Here is a 15226-nt window from a genome sequence, read left to right on the forward strand (position 1 = left end):
TGATTTCCTGTATTATCGTTTGGTTTAAGTTTTGTGGAGCATCGTGATGCTAAGAATAGCAATTAATGGCTTCGGCCGGATAGGTCGTAATGTGCTGCGTGCGCTTTATGAAAGTGGTAAAAATAACCAGATTCAAGTTGTTGCAGTAAATGAGTTGGCACAACCGGATGCGATGGCACATCTGCTTCAATACGATACTAGTCATGGACGTTTTGGGAAAAAAGTATCTAACGACCAAGAACACCTTTTTATCCATCATCAAAATGGTGAGTTCGATTCGGTTAGAATTCTTCATTTAGCGGATATTGAGTTACTGCCGTGGAGAGATCTGCAAGTCGATATTGTTTTAGACTGCACGGGTGTATATGGAAATAGAGACGATGGGCTCAAACATATTGCTGCAGGCTCAAAAAAGGTACTATTTTCTCATCCAGGAGCAAACGATCTAGACAATACCATCATCTATGGTGTTAACCATGAAACACTTCTGGATAAGCATAATATTGTGTCAAATGGATCCTGTACAACTAACTGTATCGTACCGATAATCAAAGTATTAGATGAGGCATTTGGAATCGATTCTGGCACCATCACCACAATTCATTCATCGATGAATGATCAACAAGTTATTGATGCTTATCATCCGGATCTGAGAAGGTCTCGCTCTGCTAGCCAATCAATTATTCCTGTTGATACGAAACTTCATAAAGGAATCGAAAGAATATTTCCGAAATTTTCCAACAAATTTGAAGCAATTTCGGTACGAGTACCGACTGTAAATGTGACAGCAATGGATTTAAGCGTCACAATCAACACAAAAGTGAAAGTTAATGACGTAAATCAAACCATCATAGAGGCATCTCAGTGTACATTACGTCACATTGTTGACTATACTGAGAAGCCTTTAGTTTCGATCGACTTCAATCACGATTCACACAGTGCAATCGTGGATGGTTCGCAAACTAGAGTGAGTGATGGTCGTCTAGTGAAAATGCTAGTTTGGTGTGATAATGAATGGGGTTTCGCCAATAGAATGCTAGACACTACTATTGCAATGCTGTCGTGTAAAAAGTAGCTTAAATAATTTATTTGCCCATTGAAATAAATGGAATCTACCCCCACATGACATAGCAGTTAAAGAATTTCTATGCTTGGTATATGCCGAGCTAAACAAACTTTCTTAAATTTATAAATCGAGAGGACAAACAATGTCTGTAATCAAGATGACTGACCTGGATCTAGCAGGTAAACGTGTATTTATTCGTGCTGATCTAAACGTGCCAGTAAAAAACGGTAAAGTAACTTCTGATGCACGTATTCTAGCATCACTCCCTACTATCAAGATGTGCCTAGAAGCAGGCGCCAAAGTAATGGTTACTTCACACTTAGGTCGTCCTACAGAAGGCGAATATGCTGAAGAGTTCTCTCTAGCACCAGTAGTTAACTATTTAAATGATGCACTTGATTGTGAAGTAAAACTTGCAAAAGACTACTTAAACGGTCTTGAACTAAACACGGGTGAGCTTGTTGTTCTTGAAAACGTTCGCTTTAATAAAGGCGAGAAGAAGAACGAAGAAGAGCTTTCTAAGAAGTATGCGGCGCTTTGTGATGTATTTGTAATGGATGCGTTTGGTACTGCTCACCGAGCTCAAGCTTCAACTCACGGTGTTGGAACCAACGCACCAATTGCTTGTGCAGGTCCTCTTCTTGCTGCAGAACTTGAAGCATTAGGCAAAGCGATGGACAATCCAGCGCGTCCTCTTGTTGCTATCGTTGGTGGTTCTAAGGTTTCAACTAAACTAACCGTTCTTAAGTCACTCTCTAAAATTGCGGACCAGCTTGTTGTTGGTGGTGGTATTGCGAATACATTTATCGCAGCTGAAGGTCATAATGTAGGCAAGTCTTTATACGAGGCAGATCTAGTTGAAACCGCTAAGATATTGATGAAAGAATGTGCAATCCCTGTAGCAACTGATGTTGCTTGTGCAAAAGCATTTGATGAAAATGCGGAGGCGGTAATTAAGCATGTTTCTGAGGTTCAAGATGACGACATGATTTTTGACCTTGGCCCAGATTCTACCGCGGTTCTTGCTGACATTATCAGCAACGCTAAAACCATTCTTTGGAATGGTCCTGTTGGCGTATTTGAATTCAAGAACTTTGAAGCTGGCACCGCTGGCATCTCTAAAGCCATTGCTGATTCAGAAGGTTTCTCTGTCGCTGGTGGTGGTGATACCCTTGCTGCTATCGACAAATTCGGTATTAAAGCAGATGTTTCTTACATCTCAACAGGTGGCGGTGCATTCCTTGAGTTTGTTGAAGGCAAAGTACTTCCTGCTGTAGCAATGCTAGAAGAACGTGCTAAAGCATAATGATTTATGAAGGCGGGAATATACTCTCGCCTTTGTGTTTGCTGATGCTGGCTATTTATTGTTAGAATGCCTGCGCGTTATGAGCAAACGATTGCAAACTTTTAAGAATTTAATTTAAAACGACAGAAAATAGGACTCATTCCATGTCTAAGATCTTCGATTTCGTAAAACCAGGTGTTATCTCTGGAGCAGACGTACAAAAAGTATTTGAAGTTGCAAAAGAAAACAACTTTGCACTTCCAGCAGTTAACTGCATTGGTACTGATTCTGTAAACGCAGTATTAGAAGCAGCAGCTAAAGCTAAAGCTCCTGTTATCGTTCAGTTCTCTAATGGCGGTGCTGCATTCTTCGCTGGTAAAGGTGTTAAGCTAGAAGGTCAAGGCGCTGCGGTTCTAGGCGCTGTAGCTGGTGCTAAATATGTACATGCTGTTGCCGCCACTTACGGTGTACCAGTTATTCTGCATACTGACCACGCAGCTAAGAAACTTCTTCCTTGGATTGACGGAATGCTAGATGCAGGTGAAGAGTTCTTCGCTCAAACGGGTAAGCCTTTATTCTCTTCTCACATGATCGATCTTTCTGAAGAGCCTCTTGAAGAAAACATTGAAATTTGTGGTCAATATCTTGCTCGTATGGCGAAAATGGGTATGACTCTAGAGATTGAACTGGGTTGTACTGGTGGTGAAGAAGATGGCGTAGATAACTCTGATATGGACGCGTCTGAGCTTTACACTTCTCCTGAAGATGTTGCATATTCATATGAGAAGTTGAACGCTATCAGCCCTAACTTCACAATCGCTGCATCTTTCGGTAACGTACACGGTGTTTACCAAGCTGGTAACGTTGTACTTACTCCAACTATTTTACGTGACTCTCAAGCCTACTGTACTGAGAAATTTGGTCTTGCACCAAATGCACTTAACTTCGTATTCCACGGTGGTTCTGGCTCTTCTGAAGAAGAGATTCAAGAGTCTATCGGTTATGGTGTTATTAAAATGAACATCGATACTGATACTCAATGGGCATGTTGGGATGGTATCCGTCAATACGAAGCGGCTAACCGCGAATTCTTGCAAGGTCAAATCGGTAACCCAACTGGTGAGTCAGCACCTAACAAGAAACATTACGATCCACGCGTATGGTTACGTGCTGCTCAAGTTTCTATGGTTACGCGCCTTGAAAAAGCGTTCTCTGACCTTAATGCTTTAGACGTACTATAATTCGTTTAAATCGTTAAATAGTAAAAACCGCTCGATTGAGCGGTTTTTTTGTGCTTAAATTTCACAACTGCATAACAATAAACAACATTAGTAGTGAAATTGTCGTTATTCTTAATTTAGAGTCTGGATCTTTTCTTGGTGGTTGCGTTATCGTCTACCTAACAAGAAACATGTCTCTTTATGAACGATAAAACAACAGTATGCTAATGTAATATAAATTAATTTTATGTAATTTTGTTTTGAGCTGACTACAGCGATATAAATCATGATGCCTTCGCTACGAGAATAAAATTCTTATAGCGGTAAGGAAATTGTTTAACTAATTTTTAAGGATGGGAAAATGGCGAGTGAAGACACAGTAGTTGCAGGTGTAACGGATAGTCTCTCAATGGCAGAGACGTGGTTTACCGATAACTCAGAACTATTGATTCAATACGGCGTAAATATCATCTCTGCTGTGCTGATTCTCTTTATTGGTAACTTGATTGTAAAAGGTATAGCAAACACTGTCGCTAAGGCTTTAAATAAGAAAAATTTGGACAAAGCGGTTGTTGATTTTGTCCATGCTTTAGTTCGTTATCTTTTGTTTGTCATTGTATTGATTGCTGCGTTAGGTCGCCTTGGTGTTCAAACCGCCTCTGTGGTTGCGGTTATTGGTGCTGCAGGTTTAGCCGTTGGTTTAGCCTTGCAAGGATCGCTTTCTAATTTTGCCGCGGGTGTCCTTATTGTTGCGTTCCGTCCTTTTAAATCGGGTGACTATGTAGAGATCGGTGGTGTAGCTGGCTCTGTTCAATCTATTCAAATATTTCAAACAGTATTAACCACACCGGATAATAAAATGGTCGTGGTTCCAAATGGTAGTGTGATTGGTGGTGCAATTGTTAACTATTCACATCATGATACTCGCCGTATTGATCATGTTATCGGTGTATCATATTCTGCAGATCTTCAGAAAACGAAAGAAGTGATTACTCGAATTCTTGAAGCTGACGAACGTATTTTAAAAGAGCCGGGAATCACGGTTGGTGTTGTTGCTCTTGCTGATTCATCGGTTAACTTTGTTGCTCGCCCTTGGTGCAGTACTGCAGATTACTGGGCTGTTTATTTTGATACCCTTCAAGCTATCAAAGAAGGCTTGGATAAAGAGGGCATTGAGATTCCGTTCCCACAGATGGATGTGCATCTAAACAAAGAGGGTTAAGTTACAATCCTTCTCATTGTAAAAAGGCCCCTAAATTGGGGCTTTTTTTTTGGACAAAAATTGAGCTTAGAAGGGAGAAAAGAATCTTGAATATTCTATATTTTGTATTTTGAAGGAATGACTTTCAATATTCAAAAAATCGATGATTGAATTGTGCCCGTTATAGATGTTGAATGATAAGTTCTTTGGCAAGAGAGGCCGCAATGAGAAACATAATTAGAGCGACACCTATATCGATACTTGCTTTTACTTTGGGTTTTGACAGTGTTGGTGCGAGCTTAGATGCTGCAATTGATAAGGCAAAAAACCAGACAAATGAAGCGGTCATGGTACCAATAGCGAAAGATAATCTATCACTCCCTTCAAATTGACCTCCAATGGAACCGAGGACAACAACGGTATCCAAATAGACATGTGGGTTGAGTAGAGATACGGCGAACACACTTAGAATTACGCTGCGTCGACTTTTGACAATGGTATTGATATCGAGCTTTTCAGTCTGAGATTGAAAGGCACTTTTTAGAGATAGGTAACCGTAAAAAGTAAGAAAAGCAATGCCACCAATAGTTACCGTGCTTAATAGCAGTTCATTTTGAGACAATATGGCACCGCCACCAAAAACACCAAGTGAGATTAATAATGCATCTATCAAGCTGCACAACATCGCGGCGGTTAAATGATGATTCTTTTTTATCCCTTGATTTAAAATATAAGCGTTCTGCGCACCAATGGGGATGATCATGCTCGCTCCCAATCCAAAACCTTGAAATAAAATCCAAAAATTCACGTCTGTACCTTAATGTTGTTCAGAAATTGAATACAGCATAATGAATGTAAAGATATAAATAAATTTAATAATATTAATATATAATAAGTAATACTAATAATTATTGAGGAACACTCTATGAGAGGTTTGGATTACCGATGGATAGAAACGCTAGATGCCGTGGTTGACTATCGTAGTTTTGAGAAAGCAGCAAAAAAATTGTGCATTTCTCAATCGGCCGTTTCTCAAAGGATTAAGCAGTTGGAGAAGTGGTCTTCACAACCAGTTCTGGTAAGAGAGCAACCACCGAGAGCAACACTGGTAGGTCAAAAACTGTTAGGGCTTTATCGTAGGGTTTCTCTGTTGGAACAAGATCTCCTACCGGATCTAAACAGCAGCGACAGTGATTTACCCATCGATGTGTCAATAGCAACTAATGCAGACAGTTTAGCCACTTGGTTGTTGCCGAGCCTTGCTCCGATTCTTTTGGAATCCAAGTTAGCGCTTAACTTCATTGTTGATGATGAAAATCGAACCTTAGAGAAACTAAGAACAGGTGAAGTGGTGGGGGCCATATGTATAGAAAACGATTCAATACCCGGTTGCGTAGCTGATTTTTTGGGGGTTTCAGAGTATATATGTGTGGCAAGCCCAGACTTCTGTCAACGTTATTTTTCTGACGGTGTCACCAGAGAATCCTTAATGAAGGCGCCAGCTGTTGTATTTAATCAATACGACCATATGCATGAACAATTTATTCAAAAAAACTTCTCTTTATCGATCACGAGTGTGGTTAAACATACAGTAAGAAGCTCAGAAGCGTTTGTTAATTTGACCACCTTAGGCGTGGCGTATTCATTGATTCCTAAACTGCAAATTAGTGAAGAACTTAAAGATGGGGGCCTGGTTAACATTGTTCCTGAGCTTAGTATTTCTAACCCGTTGTATTGGCATCACTGGCAACTGGAAAGTGGTGTGCTTAAGCAGCTTTCTAACGCAATTATCCAATACGCAAAAGAAAAACTGCCACAACAGAATTAAATCTAACGTTGTGATGACGTAAATGAAATTTTAGTCGTTAACATATCACCCTCAAATAGTAATTAAGGTTATTGGAATGAAAAGAATTCTTACGTCAATTGTCGTTATTTTATCGCTCTACAGCATACCTTCTCGGGCTGAAAACTGGAACTTTCCTCATCTAGAAACGTCTGGTTATGGTGAAGTGATTGTCAAACCCGACATGGCTGAGTTTACGGTAAGAGTGGAAGAGTCAACGCTTACTGCAGAAGACGCAAAGAAAAGAGTGGACGACGTAGTAACCGCTTTCATAGCAAGACTAACCAATGCCGGCGTATCTAGAGATGACATCTCAGCGACGAATATTCATCTGTCCCCTAAATATAGTTACCCCAAATCAGGAAAATCAGAGCTTGTCGGATATCAAGCATCGAGAAGCATGACAGTTGTTGTGACGCAGTTAGAGCATTTGAATACCTATATTGATGGGGCGTTAGGTGATGGCATTAATCGCATAGACACTATTAAGTTGAAAGTAACCGAACACAAAAAATATCAAGAGTTAGCCAGAAACGAGGCCATTAAAGATGCTAACGAGAAAGCACAATCTTTGGCGAAAGGGTTCGGTATGGATCTCGATGGTGTTTGGAAAATATCGTACAACAATTCATATGCGCCGCCGATTATGATGAAAACAATGGATAGCCGAAGCGAGTCATCTCCTGCCGGATATGACGATTCTGCTTTAGTCATTAAAGATAGAGTATCGGTGATATACAAATTGGCAGATTAAACAATAAGTATTACCATTTTTGAGGCTATTTAGTGTCTTGTTTAGAAAAAGATATGGGCAAAATAGAACGTTGATAGGACGCGAGGCTGATATTCAGAATATGACCTCACTTGTTGTGAACAAGAAATAACAAAACAACAAAAAAGGCATCTTCAGATGCCTTTTTTGTTGTTTTACGAGTTGTTATACGATTAGTGGAGTAGGCGAGCTCTAATCGTGCCTTCAATCTCTTTCAGTTTCACAAGAGCTTCCTGCGAACGGCTTGCTTCTACATCAATAACCACATAGCCCATATCAGAGTTTGTTTGCAGGTACTGACCCGCAATGTTAATACCTTCCTCAGCAAAGATGGTATTTATCTGGGTCAGGATACCTGGACGGTTCTCGTGGATATGGAGTAATCGAGATGCCTCTTTATGGATTGGTAAAGATACCTCAGGAAAGTTCACTGAAGAAAGCGTTGAGCCATTATCAGAGTATTTAGCCAGTTTGCCCGCTACTTCAATACCGATATTCTCTTGTGCCTCTTGAGTCGACCCTCCCACATGAGGTGTTAAGATGACATTGTCAAACTTCATCAATGGTGATTCAAACGGATCCGCATTTGTTTTTGGTTCTGTTGGGAATACATCAATCGCGGCACCACCAAGATGACCCGATTCAAGTGCCTCACAAAGCGCTGGTATATCCACGACGGTTCCGCGAGCGGCGTTGATAAAGATGGCACCAGGTTTCATGCGTGAGAACTCTTCAGCACCCATCATATTTTTTGTACCATCAGTTTCAGGTACGTGAAGTGAAATAACATCACATTTATTAAGCAATTCGCTCATGGTATGGACTTGCGTCGCGTTACCTAACGATAACTTGTTTTCGATATCATAAAAATAGACGCGCATTCCCAAGTTCTCAGCAATAATGCCGAGTTGGGTACCGATATGTCCATAACCTATGATGCCAAGTCTTTTGCCACGAGCTTCATATGAAGCATCGGCTGATTTTTTCCATATCCCACGGTGTGCTAGAGCATTTTTTTCTGGGATGCCTCTTAACATAAGAAGAACTTGACCTAATACCAACTCAGCTACGCTGCGCGTATTGGAGAATGGGGCGTTGAATACTGGAATGCCACGTTTTGCTGCGGACTTCAGATTTACTTGGTTTGTCCCAATACAGAAGCAACCAACGGCAACTAACTTTTTTGCAGCTTTGAATACTTCGTCTGTTAAATTTGTTCGGGATCGGATACCAATAAAATGCACATCTTTTACCGCTTCTAGCAATTCTTCATCAGATAAAGAGCCTTTGTGGTATGCAATATTGGTATAACCAGAAGACTCTAAAACCTCTACAGTTGAAGGGTGTAGACCTTCTAACAGCAGAATTTTAATCTTATCTTTTTCCAGTGATACTTTAGCCATTAATTCTCGTCCTTAAAATGGGGGGGTGTTTCGTCGGCACAAATTATAGTAATCAATGTATAACCTTTGTCTGACTTAATTGCCAAACGATGCTGCTGTACATTTTCTGACTCCTAAATTATCAAAAAAAGTGACAAAAGGGTAAGAATATTACGGAATAATTAATAAAAAACGGCGCATAAATGCACCGTTTGTAGTCAAATTACGGAAAATTTATTATTTACTCTTCAATTTTTGCCCCATTTGGTGTACCAGTAATGACAACATCAGCACCGCGATGAGCAAATAGACCAACGGTAACAACGCCAGGTAAAGCATTAATTTGATCTTCTAGTTGTTTGGGGTTGATGATTTTTAAGCCATACACGTCAATGATAATGTTTCCGTTGTCCGTTACCACGCCTTCGCGATAAGCAGGATCACCTCCCAATTTAACTAGCTCGCGTCCAATGAATGAACGAGCCATTGGAATAACTTCTACAGGTAGGGGGAACTCGCCCATGACATCAACTGCTTTGCTGCCATCGACGATACAGATGAATTTGTCTGAAAGCGCGGCAACAATTTTTTCACGAGTCAGTGCTGCTCCACCGCCTTTGATCATCTCTTTTGCGGGGTTGATTTCATCTGCACCATCAACATACACATCGAGCTTATCGATTTCGTTACAATCAAAGACTTCGATTCCCAGTGCCTTCAGTTTCTCTGTTGAGTCTATAGAGCTAGATACCGCCCCTTTGATGTCATCTTTCATAGTTCCAAGTGCATCAATGAAGTGTTTAACTGTTGAGCCTGTACCAACTCCAACAATGCTTCCTGCTTCAACATACTTGAGTGCAGCCCAGCCAGCTTCCTTCTTCATTTCATCTTGTGTCATGATGTTCTCCAGAACGTATAATTTAATAGTAAGGGTATGATAGTCTCGATAATGCGTGCGGGATTATAGCGACTAATTGACTAATTTCCCAATGTAGACCGTGACCACCGCCAAACTTTACTTGGCGTAATAATGATAGGTAATGGGACATCCCAATTTTCGTTTGGTAGCTTGTCGACTTGTTGGCAGTCGTGAGCAATGCCAATTGGAGTTGCCCCTCGTCCGGTTTTAAACCATTGTTCTAACGTTCTATCGTAATACCCTCCCCCCATACCTAATCGGTTCCCAGTCACATCGAAAGCAACAAGTGGCGTAAATATGATATCGAGTTGAGAGATAGGAATAAGTTTGGTTTGGTCGAGCTTAGGTTCTTTTATATTGAATTTGTTTTCAATCATTGGCGTGTCTACATCGTAACGCAAAAAGAGCAGATGACCTTTAGCAAAAGGGTGTAAGACTGGTAGGTAAACGTTTTTGCCTTTTTGCCAGAAATATTCGATGGTGGGGTGCGTGTCGAGCTCGCCATCAACAGTAAGGTAGATGGCGATGTTTTCTGCTTCTTGCAGTCGCGGTAGTTGTTTTATCTTCGACAGTGCATCATTAGCCGCTATGGTTTGATCAAGAGAAGAAATATGATTTCTTTTTTGCCTGATCTCTTTACGTATTGATAAACGTAAGTCTTGCATGAGGATACCCCAGAGTGCCGTTGAGGATTAATGGCCCTTGAACCAGCTGGTTCAAGGCGGATCAGCAATGGTTACCGTAGGCTTCTCGATACGAGTCGAGCTTGCGCAATAGTAATCAAGTACTAACCCTTGGGTATTGCTTATCGGCTCAGGGACTTAAATCCTGCTGACAAACACCCCAGGGTAAAACAGTTTAATACGATCCTAGATAAATAGTCTACCTAGTAAAATTTATTTGGGTAAATTAAGCGCTTCATCTAATGAAGCACTGAGCTGTTCAATGCGTTTTGAAATTTGGTCTTGATTGTTATCTTTTTTATTCTGCACTTGTTGCAATTCATAGCAAACATTGAGGGCTGCGATAGTGAGCAATTTTTCCGTATTGGACACTTTAGTTCGCTCTGTCATTTCTTTTAATCGATTATCAAGATCTTGCGCAGCTTCACGCAAAGACTCTTCTTGTCCTGGAGGACAATTAACTCGAGTTAACTTACCCAATATTTCAATTTCAACCGCATGATTACTCATAGTGAACTAACTCTTATCACGTATATACCCAAGTCACCTGCGCTATAAAGTCACTTGGGTATATATCTGTGCTATAGCCGAACAAGCACTATAGAAAATGCCATGTGAAGATTCAAGTGTTTCACACTATTACTAGCAAAATGGCGAAGTGACAACACAGTAATTCAACAATACGACCAAAAGGTAATCAAATTTTCTTTCAGTTTTCGCTAACAAGTGGAAATGCTAGAATGTGTTATCTTTAGTAAAAATGTGAGCAATCATGAGCAAAACAACACTTCCAGATTATGTAACTATAGCATCTGGACTTCAGGCATCTAGCCTTTCTGTTACTCCAGCAGAATTACACGGGTTATTAGTTGGAATGTTAAGTGGTGGGTTGTCTATTTCAGACAAAAGTTGGCAACCACTGGTTTTTGATTATACCAATGATGGGATGGGATGGCCGGATAAGGCATTAAAGTATGCGGAGTCCGTGTTATCTCTAAGTATCGAGGAGCTAACAGGTACAGATATGGAACTGTTTATGCTACTTCCTGATGATGATGCTGATTTGATGGAAATGGCAGATGCTTTGTCTGAATGGGTTAATCATTTTATTTCTGGCCTTGGTTTGGTCAATGTGGCTCTGAGAAAGGCGCCTAAAGACATAAAAGAAGCCCTTACTGATTTAGAAGAGATTAGTAAGTTAGGCATTGATGAAAATGATGATTTAGTAGAGCAAGCTGATTTACTAGAGCAAGTTATCGAGCATGTAAAAGCGTGCGTACTTACTATCCATGCAGAGTTTGGTAAAAAGCGGCCTCAAGATAAAGTGGATACAACGATACATTAAGGCGATACCACGAAATGAAAACTTACGACGTTGCAATTGCTGGCGGGGCAATGGCGGGATCTACTCTGGCTTTGGCTCTTAGCAATGTATCGAAAGGTGCTCTCTCCATTGCTGTTGTTGAACCATACCCAGTGGACAAAGAAAGTCATCCAGGGTTTGACTCACGGTCTATTGCTTTGTCGTATGGTACTAAGTTGATCTTAGAAAGGTTTAAGCTTTGGCCTAAAATCAAACCACTTACGACTGAAATCAAATACATTCATGTTTCTGACCGTGGACATGTGGGAATCACAGAGATAACAAAGGACGAGCATAATACGCCAGCGTTGGGTTATGTTGTAGAACTGGCTAATGTCGGTTCTCTCTATAGCGAACTTATTTCAGAATCAGATAATATCGACTACTTTTGCCCTGACTCTGTAGATCGGATTTCAAGACATGCGCAAAAGAATAAAATTATACTTAGCAGTGGCAAAGAGATTGAATGTAAACTTCTCGTTGCTGCAGATGGTGCAGATTCAATATGCAGTCATATATTAGGTCACTGCAACAGCGAGTTTGATTTTGAACAGGTCGCCGTTATTGCCAATGTAGAGGTATCGGAACATCACAATGGAAGAGCATTTGAGCGCTTTACACCAAGTGGTCCACTCGCATTATTACCTATGTCTAAAAATCGAATGTCTGTTGTGTGGTGCTTGAAACCTGCAGAAGCTGAAAAAGTGGCAGGTCTATCAGATCATGCATTTATAGAAGAGTTACAACAAGCTTTTGGATGGCGGTTAGGTAAAATAGTTAAAACTGGAGTGACGGCTAGCTATCCATTGATCTTAAAACAGAAAGATCAAATAGTATCCCATCGCTTTGCTACTGTTGGAAATGCAGCACAACTGCTTCACCCTATGGCAGGTCAAGGGTTTAACCTTGGCATTCGTGATATTGCAAGTCTGGTCGAAAACATTGATGGTCAAATAGATGCAGGGGATTACTCAGTATTGAGTGGGTACAGGAAATGTCGGGAACAAGATCGTTCTCGTACGATAGCTTTAATTACTGGTATGGTACAAATATTCTCTAATGATTGGTGGTCTTTACGTATAGGGCGAAACCTTGGATTAATGGCGATGGACAATATCCCTTTATTAAAAACGCCTCTGTTGCGAAGAACAATGGGTTTGGTGAAAAGGTAAATTATGATGCAGAGTGTAGACATTGCGATAATTGGCGGAGGAATGGTCGGATTAACCCTCGCCGCTGCTCTAAAAGATACCGATTTGCGAATAGCGGTTATAGAAGGTTATGAACCGGAAAAAACATTAGATATTTTGGCTGACGTTAGAGTTTCAGCCTTAAGCCGGGCAAGCGAGCAAATATTAAAAAATGTAGGGGCTTGGTCTGGCATAGAACAACGAAGAACAGCTCCTTATTGCGCTATGGAAGTTTGGGAGCAAGATAGTTTTGCGCGTATAGAATTTGATTCTACACACCTTGGCCAGCCTAATTTAGGACATATTGTAGAAAATAGGGTCATTCAGCTCGCTTTACTTGATCAAATAGCAAGCCAAGAGAATATGTCGCTTTTCATGCCAGCTAAATGTAGTGCGTATGTAAAGGGTGAAAGTGAAGTGTGGTTAACGTTAGATAGTGGCGAGTCTTTAACTGCGAAATTGGTTGTTGGTGCTGATGGTGCTAACTCTTGGGTTAGACAACAGGCTGATATTCCGTTGACGCATTGGGATTATGGACACAGCGCCTTAGTCGCTAATATCCAGACTTCTGAAGATCATGAAAAAGTCGCAAGACAGGTATTTACCCCTCTTGGGCCCTTAGCTTTCCTTCCTTTATCTGATATGAATATGAGCTCAATTGTGTGGTCAACAGAACCGAATAGGGCCCAGCAATTACTTACTATGCCAGAAGTCGAATTTAATAAGCATCTAAGTGTAGAATTTGATATGCGACTGGGTAAGTGCAAATTGATTGGTGAGAGACAAGTCTTTCCCTTGAAAATGAGATACGCCAGAGATTTTGTTATAGATCGAATCGCCTTGGTCGGTGATGCTGCACACACTATTCACCCACTGGCTGGGCAAGGGGTGAACTTAGGACTGTTGGATGCAGCTTCTCTTGCTCAAGAAGTCATTCGTTTGTGGAATGCAGGTGAAGATATAGGTAAACATAGTAACCTACGTACATACGAACGTTGGCGTAAAGCTGAAGCGGCAAAAGTAATTGCGGCCATGCAAGGATTCAAAGATCTGTTTGAGGGCGAAAATCCAGCTAAAAAGTTAATTCGAGGCCTTGGAATGACACTGGCTAGTCGCTTACCTGGTGCAAAAGATGAAGTAATGAAACGAGCCTTAGGGTTAAAAGGGAACTTACCTGATCTAGCAAAACAAAAAAATATATCGCAGCAAGTTTGAACCTTATAACAAGTTGTTCTATAAATTAAAAAGTTTGGCATCTGCCAAACTTTTTAGTTTTTGTAATTAGTTTAATAGTCAGTGTACTTTAAATAATTATGCGTCAGAATAGATTGAGAATCTAATTATGCGTAAGCACATCGCAGCCTCATAATTTCTTGGTTTATTTCTTTTACTGTTTGGAAATGACGCTTTTCTGCTTTTTCAGGAATGATTAATTTACCGTTATCAAATTCAAATCTTCCTATCCCGTAGATGTATATTCTTCCTTTAAAAAGTCGACTTATATGTTTCGCTATCATACTTGGTGTATAGCGCTTAAATAGCCTCATATTTTATCCTTGTTATATACCGTACGATGCAGATTATACCTTGAGGTATGTGAACGTATTGTGATTGAATTGGTAGAATCTCGTCACGATGTGGATTAAATTGGTTTTTTGTGCTGATTAAGTCAAATTTGAAGCATTTATGCTACCTGATCGTGATGTGTGCCTCAAAATAAAACATTAATTAGCAATTGATGAAATACTCAAAACACCCTGTTGGTGGAATTTTATACAAACTACGATGAGTACTTTAAAAGAATAGACTACTTTCTGTTTTTTGTAACAGAAAAGGGTACTAAAAGATAAAAAAAACCGCCAAAAATGGCGGGCGAATAGTCATAGATGCATTACACCAAAGTGGATGCAACTGACTCAATCAGTGGATTCACTTTACCTGCTCTTGGGTGTTAACGGAGTATAAAAGCAGGGAGAGGGAGGATATAGGAGGTATGGATTAATGAATATATATATTCATTAATCGGAATAAAAATGCATGATTAATATCGACTTATTATACATTTGTTCCATTTTTTTGTTCCCTGTTACCGGAATTCTTAATTTTGATAACGCGAATCTCTAACACTATCGGTTAGTTGGGGCAGGAAATTCAGATTATATTGAGGGTATTGAATGTTACTTCGATTATGTTGTTCTCGTTGCTCATTATTGTTTTTTGCATATTTAGTGCGATTTTTCAGGGAATCGTGAGGCAACATTAGATATGTTACCTCCTTCTCGGTTCGAAATTCACTGTG

General features: G+C 40.2%; 15 protein-coding genes and 1 other RNA gene. 9 read left to right on the forward strand and 7 right to left on the reverse strand.

The window, feature by feature from the left end:
* The first annotated feature begins 46 nt into the window (after positions 1–46).
* The 4 genes from epd to mscS all read left to right on the forward strand — a co-directional run bounded on the left by epd (position 47) and on the right by mscS (position 4793).
* The gene (gene epd, locus L3V77_RS02140; RefSeq protein WP_275135516.1) at positions 47–1075 is read left to right on the forward strand and encodes an erythrose-4-phosphate dehydrogenase; all 1029 of its coding nucleotides are present in this window, start codon (positions 47–49) and stop codon (positions 1073–1075) included.
* Positions 1076–1208: 133 nt separating this feature from the next.
* Positions 1209–2372, forward strand: coding sequence for a phosphoglycerate kinase (locus L3V77_RS02145; protein ID WP_275135517.1), 1164 nt, complete (start codon positions 1209–1211; stop codon positions 2370–2372).
* Positions 2373–2515: 143 nt separating this feature from the next.
* Positions 2516–3592, forward strand: coding sequence for a class II fructose-bisphosphate aldolase (gene fbaA / locus L3V77_RS02150; RefSeq protein ID WP_275135518.1), 1077 nt, complete (start codon positions 2516–2518; stop codon positions 3590–3592).
* Positions 3593–3932: 340 nt separating this feature from the next.
* Positions 3933–4793: a small-conductance mechanosensitive channel MscS gene (gene mscS / locus L3V77_RS02155; RefSeq protein ID WP_275135519.1), complete on the forward strand. Its 861-nt coding sequence runs from the start codon at positions 3933–3935 to the stop codon at positions 4791–4793.
* Between the two features lie 160 nt (positions 4794–4953).
* Here mscS and L3V77_RS02160 read toward each other — a convergent pair whose 3' ends face one another.
* Positions 4954–5580, reverse strand: a complete 627-nt coding sequence (locus tag L3V77_RS02160) for a LysE family transporter (RefSeq protein WP_275135520.1) — start codon at positions 5578–5580, stop codon at positions 4954–4956.
* A 117-nt stretch (positions 5581–5697) separates the two neighbouring features.
* Between L3V77_RS02160 and L3V77_RS02165 the strand changes: the two genes are divergently transcribed.
* Both L3V77_RS02165 and L3V77_RS02170 read left to right on the forward strand, forming a co-directional pair.
* Complete coding sequence (locus tag L3V77_RS02165; protein ID WP_275135521.1) at positions 5698–6600, forward strand: LysR family transcriptional regulator ArgP; 903 nt, start codon at positions 5698–5700, stop codon at positions 6598–6600.
* Between the two features lie 76 nt (positions 6601–6676).
* Positions 6677–7372, forward strand: a complete 696-nt coding sequence (locus tag L3V77_RS02170; protein ID WP_275135522.1) for an oxidative stress defense protein — start codon at positions 6677–6679, stop codon at positions 7370–7372.
* A gap of 191 nt (positions 7373–7563) precedes the next feature.
* Here the strand turns inward: L3V77_RS02170 and serA are convergent, their stop codons facing one another.
* From serA to zapA, 5 genes are all read right to left on the reverse strand, one after another.
* A complete protein-coding gene (gene serA, locus L3V77_RS02175) occupies positions 7564–8793 on the reverse strand; it encodes a phosphoglycerate dehydrogenase (RefSeq protein ID WP_275135523.1) in 1230 nt (409 codons plus the stop codon).
* A gap of 220 nt (positions 8794–9013) precedes the next feature.
* A complete protein-coding gene (rpiA, locus tag L3V77_RS02180) occupies positions 9014–9670 on the reverse strand; it encodes a ribose-5-phosphate isomerase RpiA (RefSeq protein WP_195702160.1) in 657 nt (218 codons plus the stop codon).
* Positions 9671–9750: 80 nt separating this feature from the next.
* On the reverse strand, positions 9751–10356 hold the full coding sequence (locus L3V77_RS02185; protein ID WP_275135524.1) for a 5-formyltetrahydrofolate cyclo-ligase: 606 nt from the start codon (positions 10354–10356) through the stop codon (positions 9751–9753).
* A 2-nt stretch (positions 10357–10358) separates the two neighbouring features.
* Positions 10359–10544, reverse strand: a non-coding RNA gene (gene ssrS / locus L3V77_RS02190) — 6S RNA.
* A 43-nt stretch (positions 10545–10587) separates the two neighbouring features.
* Entirely contained in the window at positions 10588–10884 is a 297-nt protein-coding gene (gene zapA / locus L3V77_RS02195; protein ID WP_275135525.1) for a cell division protein ZapA, read from the reverse strand.
* A 262-nt stretch (positions 10885–11146) separates the two neighbouring features.
* Here zapA and L3V77_RS02200 point away from each other — a divergent pair, with 262 nt between their 5' ends.
* From L3V77_RS02200 to L3V77_RS02210, 3 genes are read left to right on the forward strand one after another with little or no spacing between them, the layout of a single operon-like run.
* On the forward strand, positions 11147–11719 hold the full coding sequence (locus tag L3V77_RS02200) for a YecA family protein (RefSeq protein ID WP_275135526.1): 573 nt from the start codon (positions 11147–11149) through the stop codon (positions 11717–11719).
* Positions 11720–11733: 14 nt separating this feature from the next.
* Positions 11734–12909, forward strand: a complete 1176-nt coding sequence (gene ubiH, locus L3V77_RS02205; RefSeq protein WP_275135527.1) for a 2-octaprenyl-6-methoxyphenyl hydroxylase — start codon at positions 11734–11736, stop codon at positions 12907–12909.
* A gap of 3 nt (positions 12910–12912) precedes the next feature.
* Positions 12913–14142 (forward strand): FAD-dependent 2-octaprenylphenol hydroxylase, encoded by a 1230-nt coding sequence (locus tag L3V77_RS02210; RefSeq protein WP_275135528.1) that lies wholly within the window; start codon positions 12913–12915, stop codon positions 14140–14142.
* A 125-nt stretch (positions 14143–14267) separates the two neighbouring features.
* Here the strand turns inward: L3V77_RS02210 and L3V77_RS02215 are convergent, their stop codons facing one another.
* Positions 14268–14474, reverse strand: coding sequence for a DUF1107 domain-containing protein (locus L3V77_RS02215; protein WP_195702166.1), 207 nt, complete (start codon positions 14472–14474; stop codon positions 14268–14270).
* Positions 14475–15226 lie beyond the last annotated feature (752 nt).

Origin of the sequence: Vibrio sp. DW001, from assembly GCF_029016285.1 — a bacterium.
Taxonomy (GTDB): domain Bacteria; phylum Pseudomonadota; class Gammaproteobacteria; order Enterobacterales; family Vibrionaceae; genus Vibrio.

Excerpts from the sequence above, each read along its gene's own strand:
- epd (WP_275135516.1), top strand. The coding sequence starts at position 47 with ATGCTAAGAATAGCAATTAATGGCTTCGGCCGGATAGGTCGTAATGTG.
- L3V77_RS02145 (WP_275135517.1), top strand. The coding sequence starts at position 1,209 with ATGTCTGTAATCAAGATGACTGACCTGGATCTAGCAGGTAAACGTGTA.
- fbaA (WP_275135518.1), top strand. The coding sequence starts at position 2,516 with ATGTCTAAGATCTTCGATTTCGTAAAACCAGGTGTTATCTCTGGAGCA.
- mscS (WP_275135519.1), top strand. The coding sequence starts at position 3,933 with ATGGCGAGTGAAGACACAGTAGTTGCAGGTGTAACGGATAGTCTCTCA.
- L3V77_RS02165 (WP_275135521.1), top strand. The coding sequence starts at position 5,698 with ATGAGAGGTTTGGATTACCGATGGATAGAAACGCTAGATGCCGTGGTT.
- L3V77_RS02170 (WP_275135522.1), top strand. The coding sequence starts at position 6,677 with ATGAAAAGAATTCTTACGTCAATTGTCGTTATTTTATCGCTCTACAGC.
- serA (WP_275135523.1), bottom strand. The coding sequence starts at position 8,793 with ATGGCTAAAGTATCACTGGAAAAAGATAAGATTAAAATTCTGCTGTTA.
- rpiA (WP_195702160.1), bottom strand. The coding sequence starts at position 9,670 with ATGACACAAGATGAAATGAAGAAGGAAGCTGGCTGGGCTGCACTCAAG.
- L3V77_RS02185 (WP_275135524.1), bottom strand. The coding sequence starts at position 10,356 with ATGCAAGACTTACGTTTATCAATACGTAAAGAGATCAGGCAAAAAAGA.
- zapA (WP_275135525.1), bottom strand. The coding sequence starts at position 10,884 with ATGAGTAATCATGCGGTTGAAATTGAAATATTGGGTAAGTTAACTCGA.
- L3V77_RS02200 (WP_275135526.1), top strand. The coding sequence starts at position 11,147 with ATGAGCAAAACAACACTTCCAGATTATGTAACTATAGCATCTGGACTT.
- ubiH (WP_275135527.1), top strand. The coding sequence starts at position 11,734 with ATGAAAACTTACGACGTTGCAATTGCTGGCGGGGCAATGGCGGGATCT.
- L3V77_RS02210 (WP_275135528.1), top strand. The coding sequence starts at position 12,913 with ATGATGCAGAGTGTAGACATTGCGATAATTGGCGGAGGAATGGTCGGA.
- L3V77_RS02215 (WP_195702166.1), bottom strand. The coding sequence starts at position 14,474 with ATGAGGCTATTTAAGCGCTATACACCAAGTATGATAGCGAAACATATA.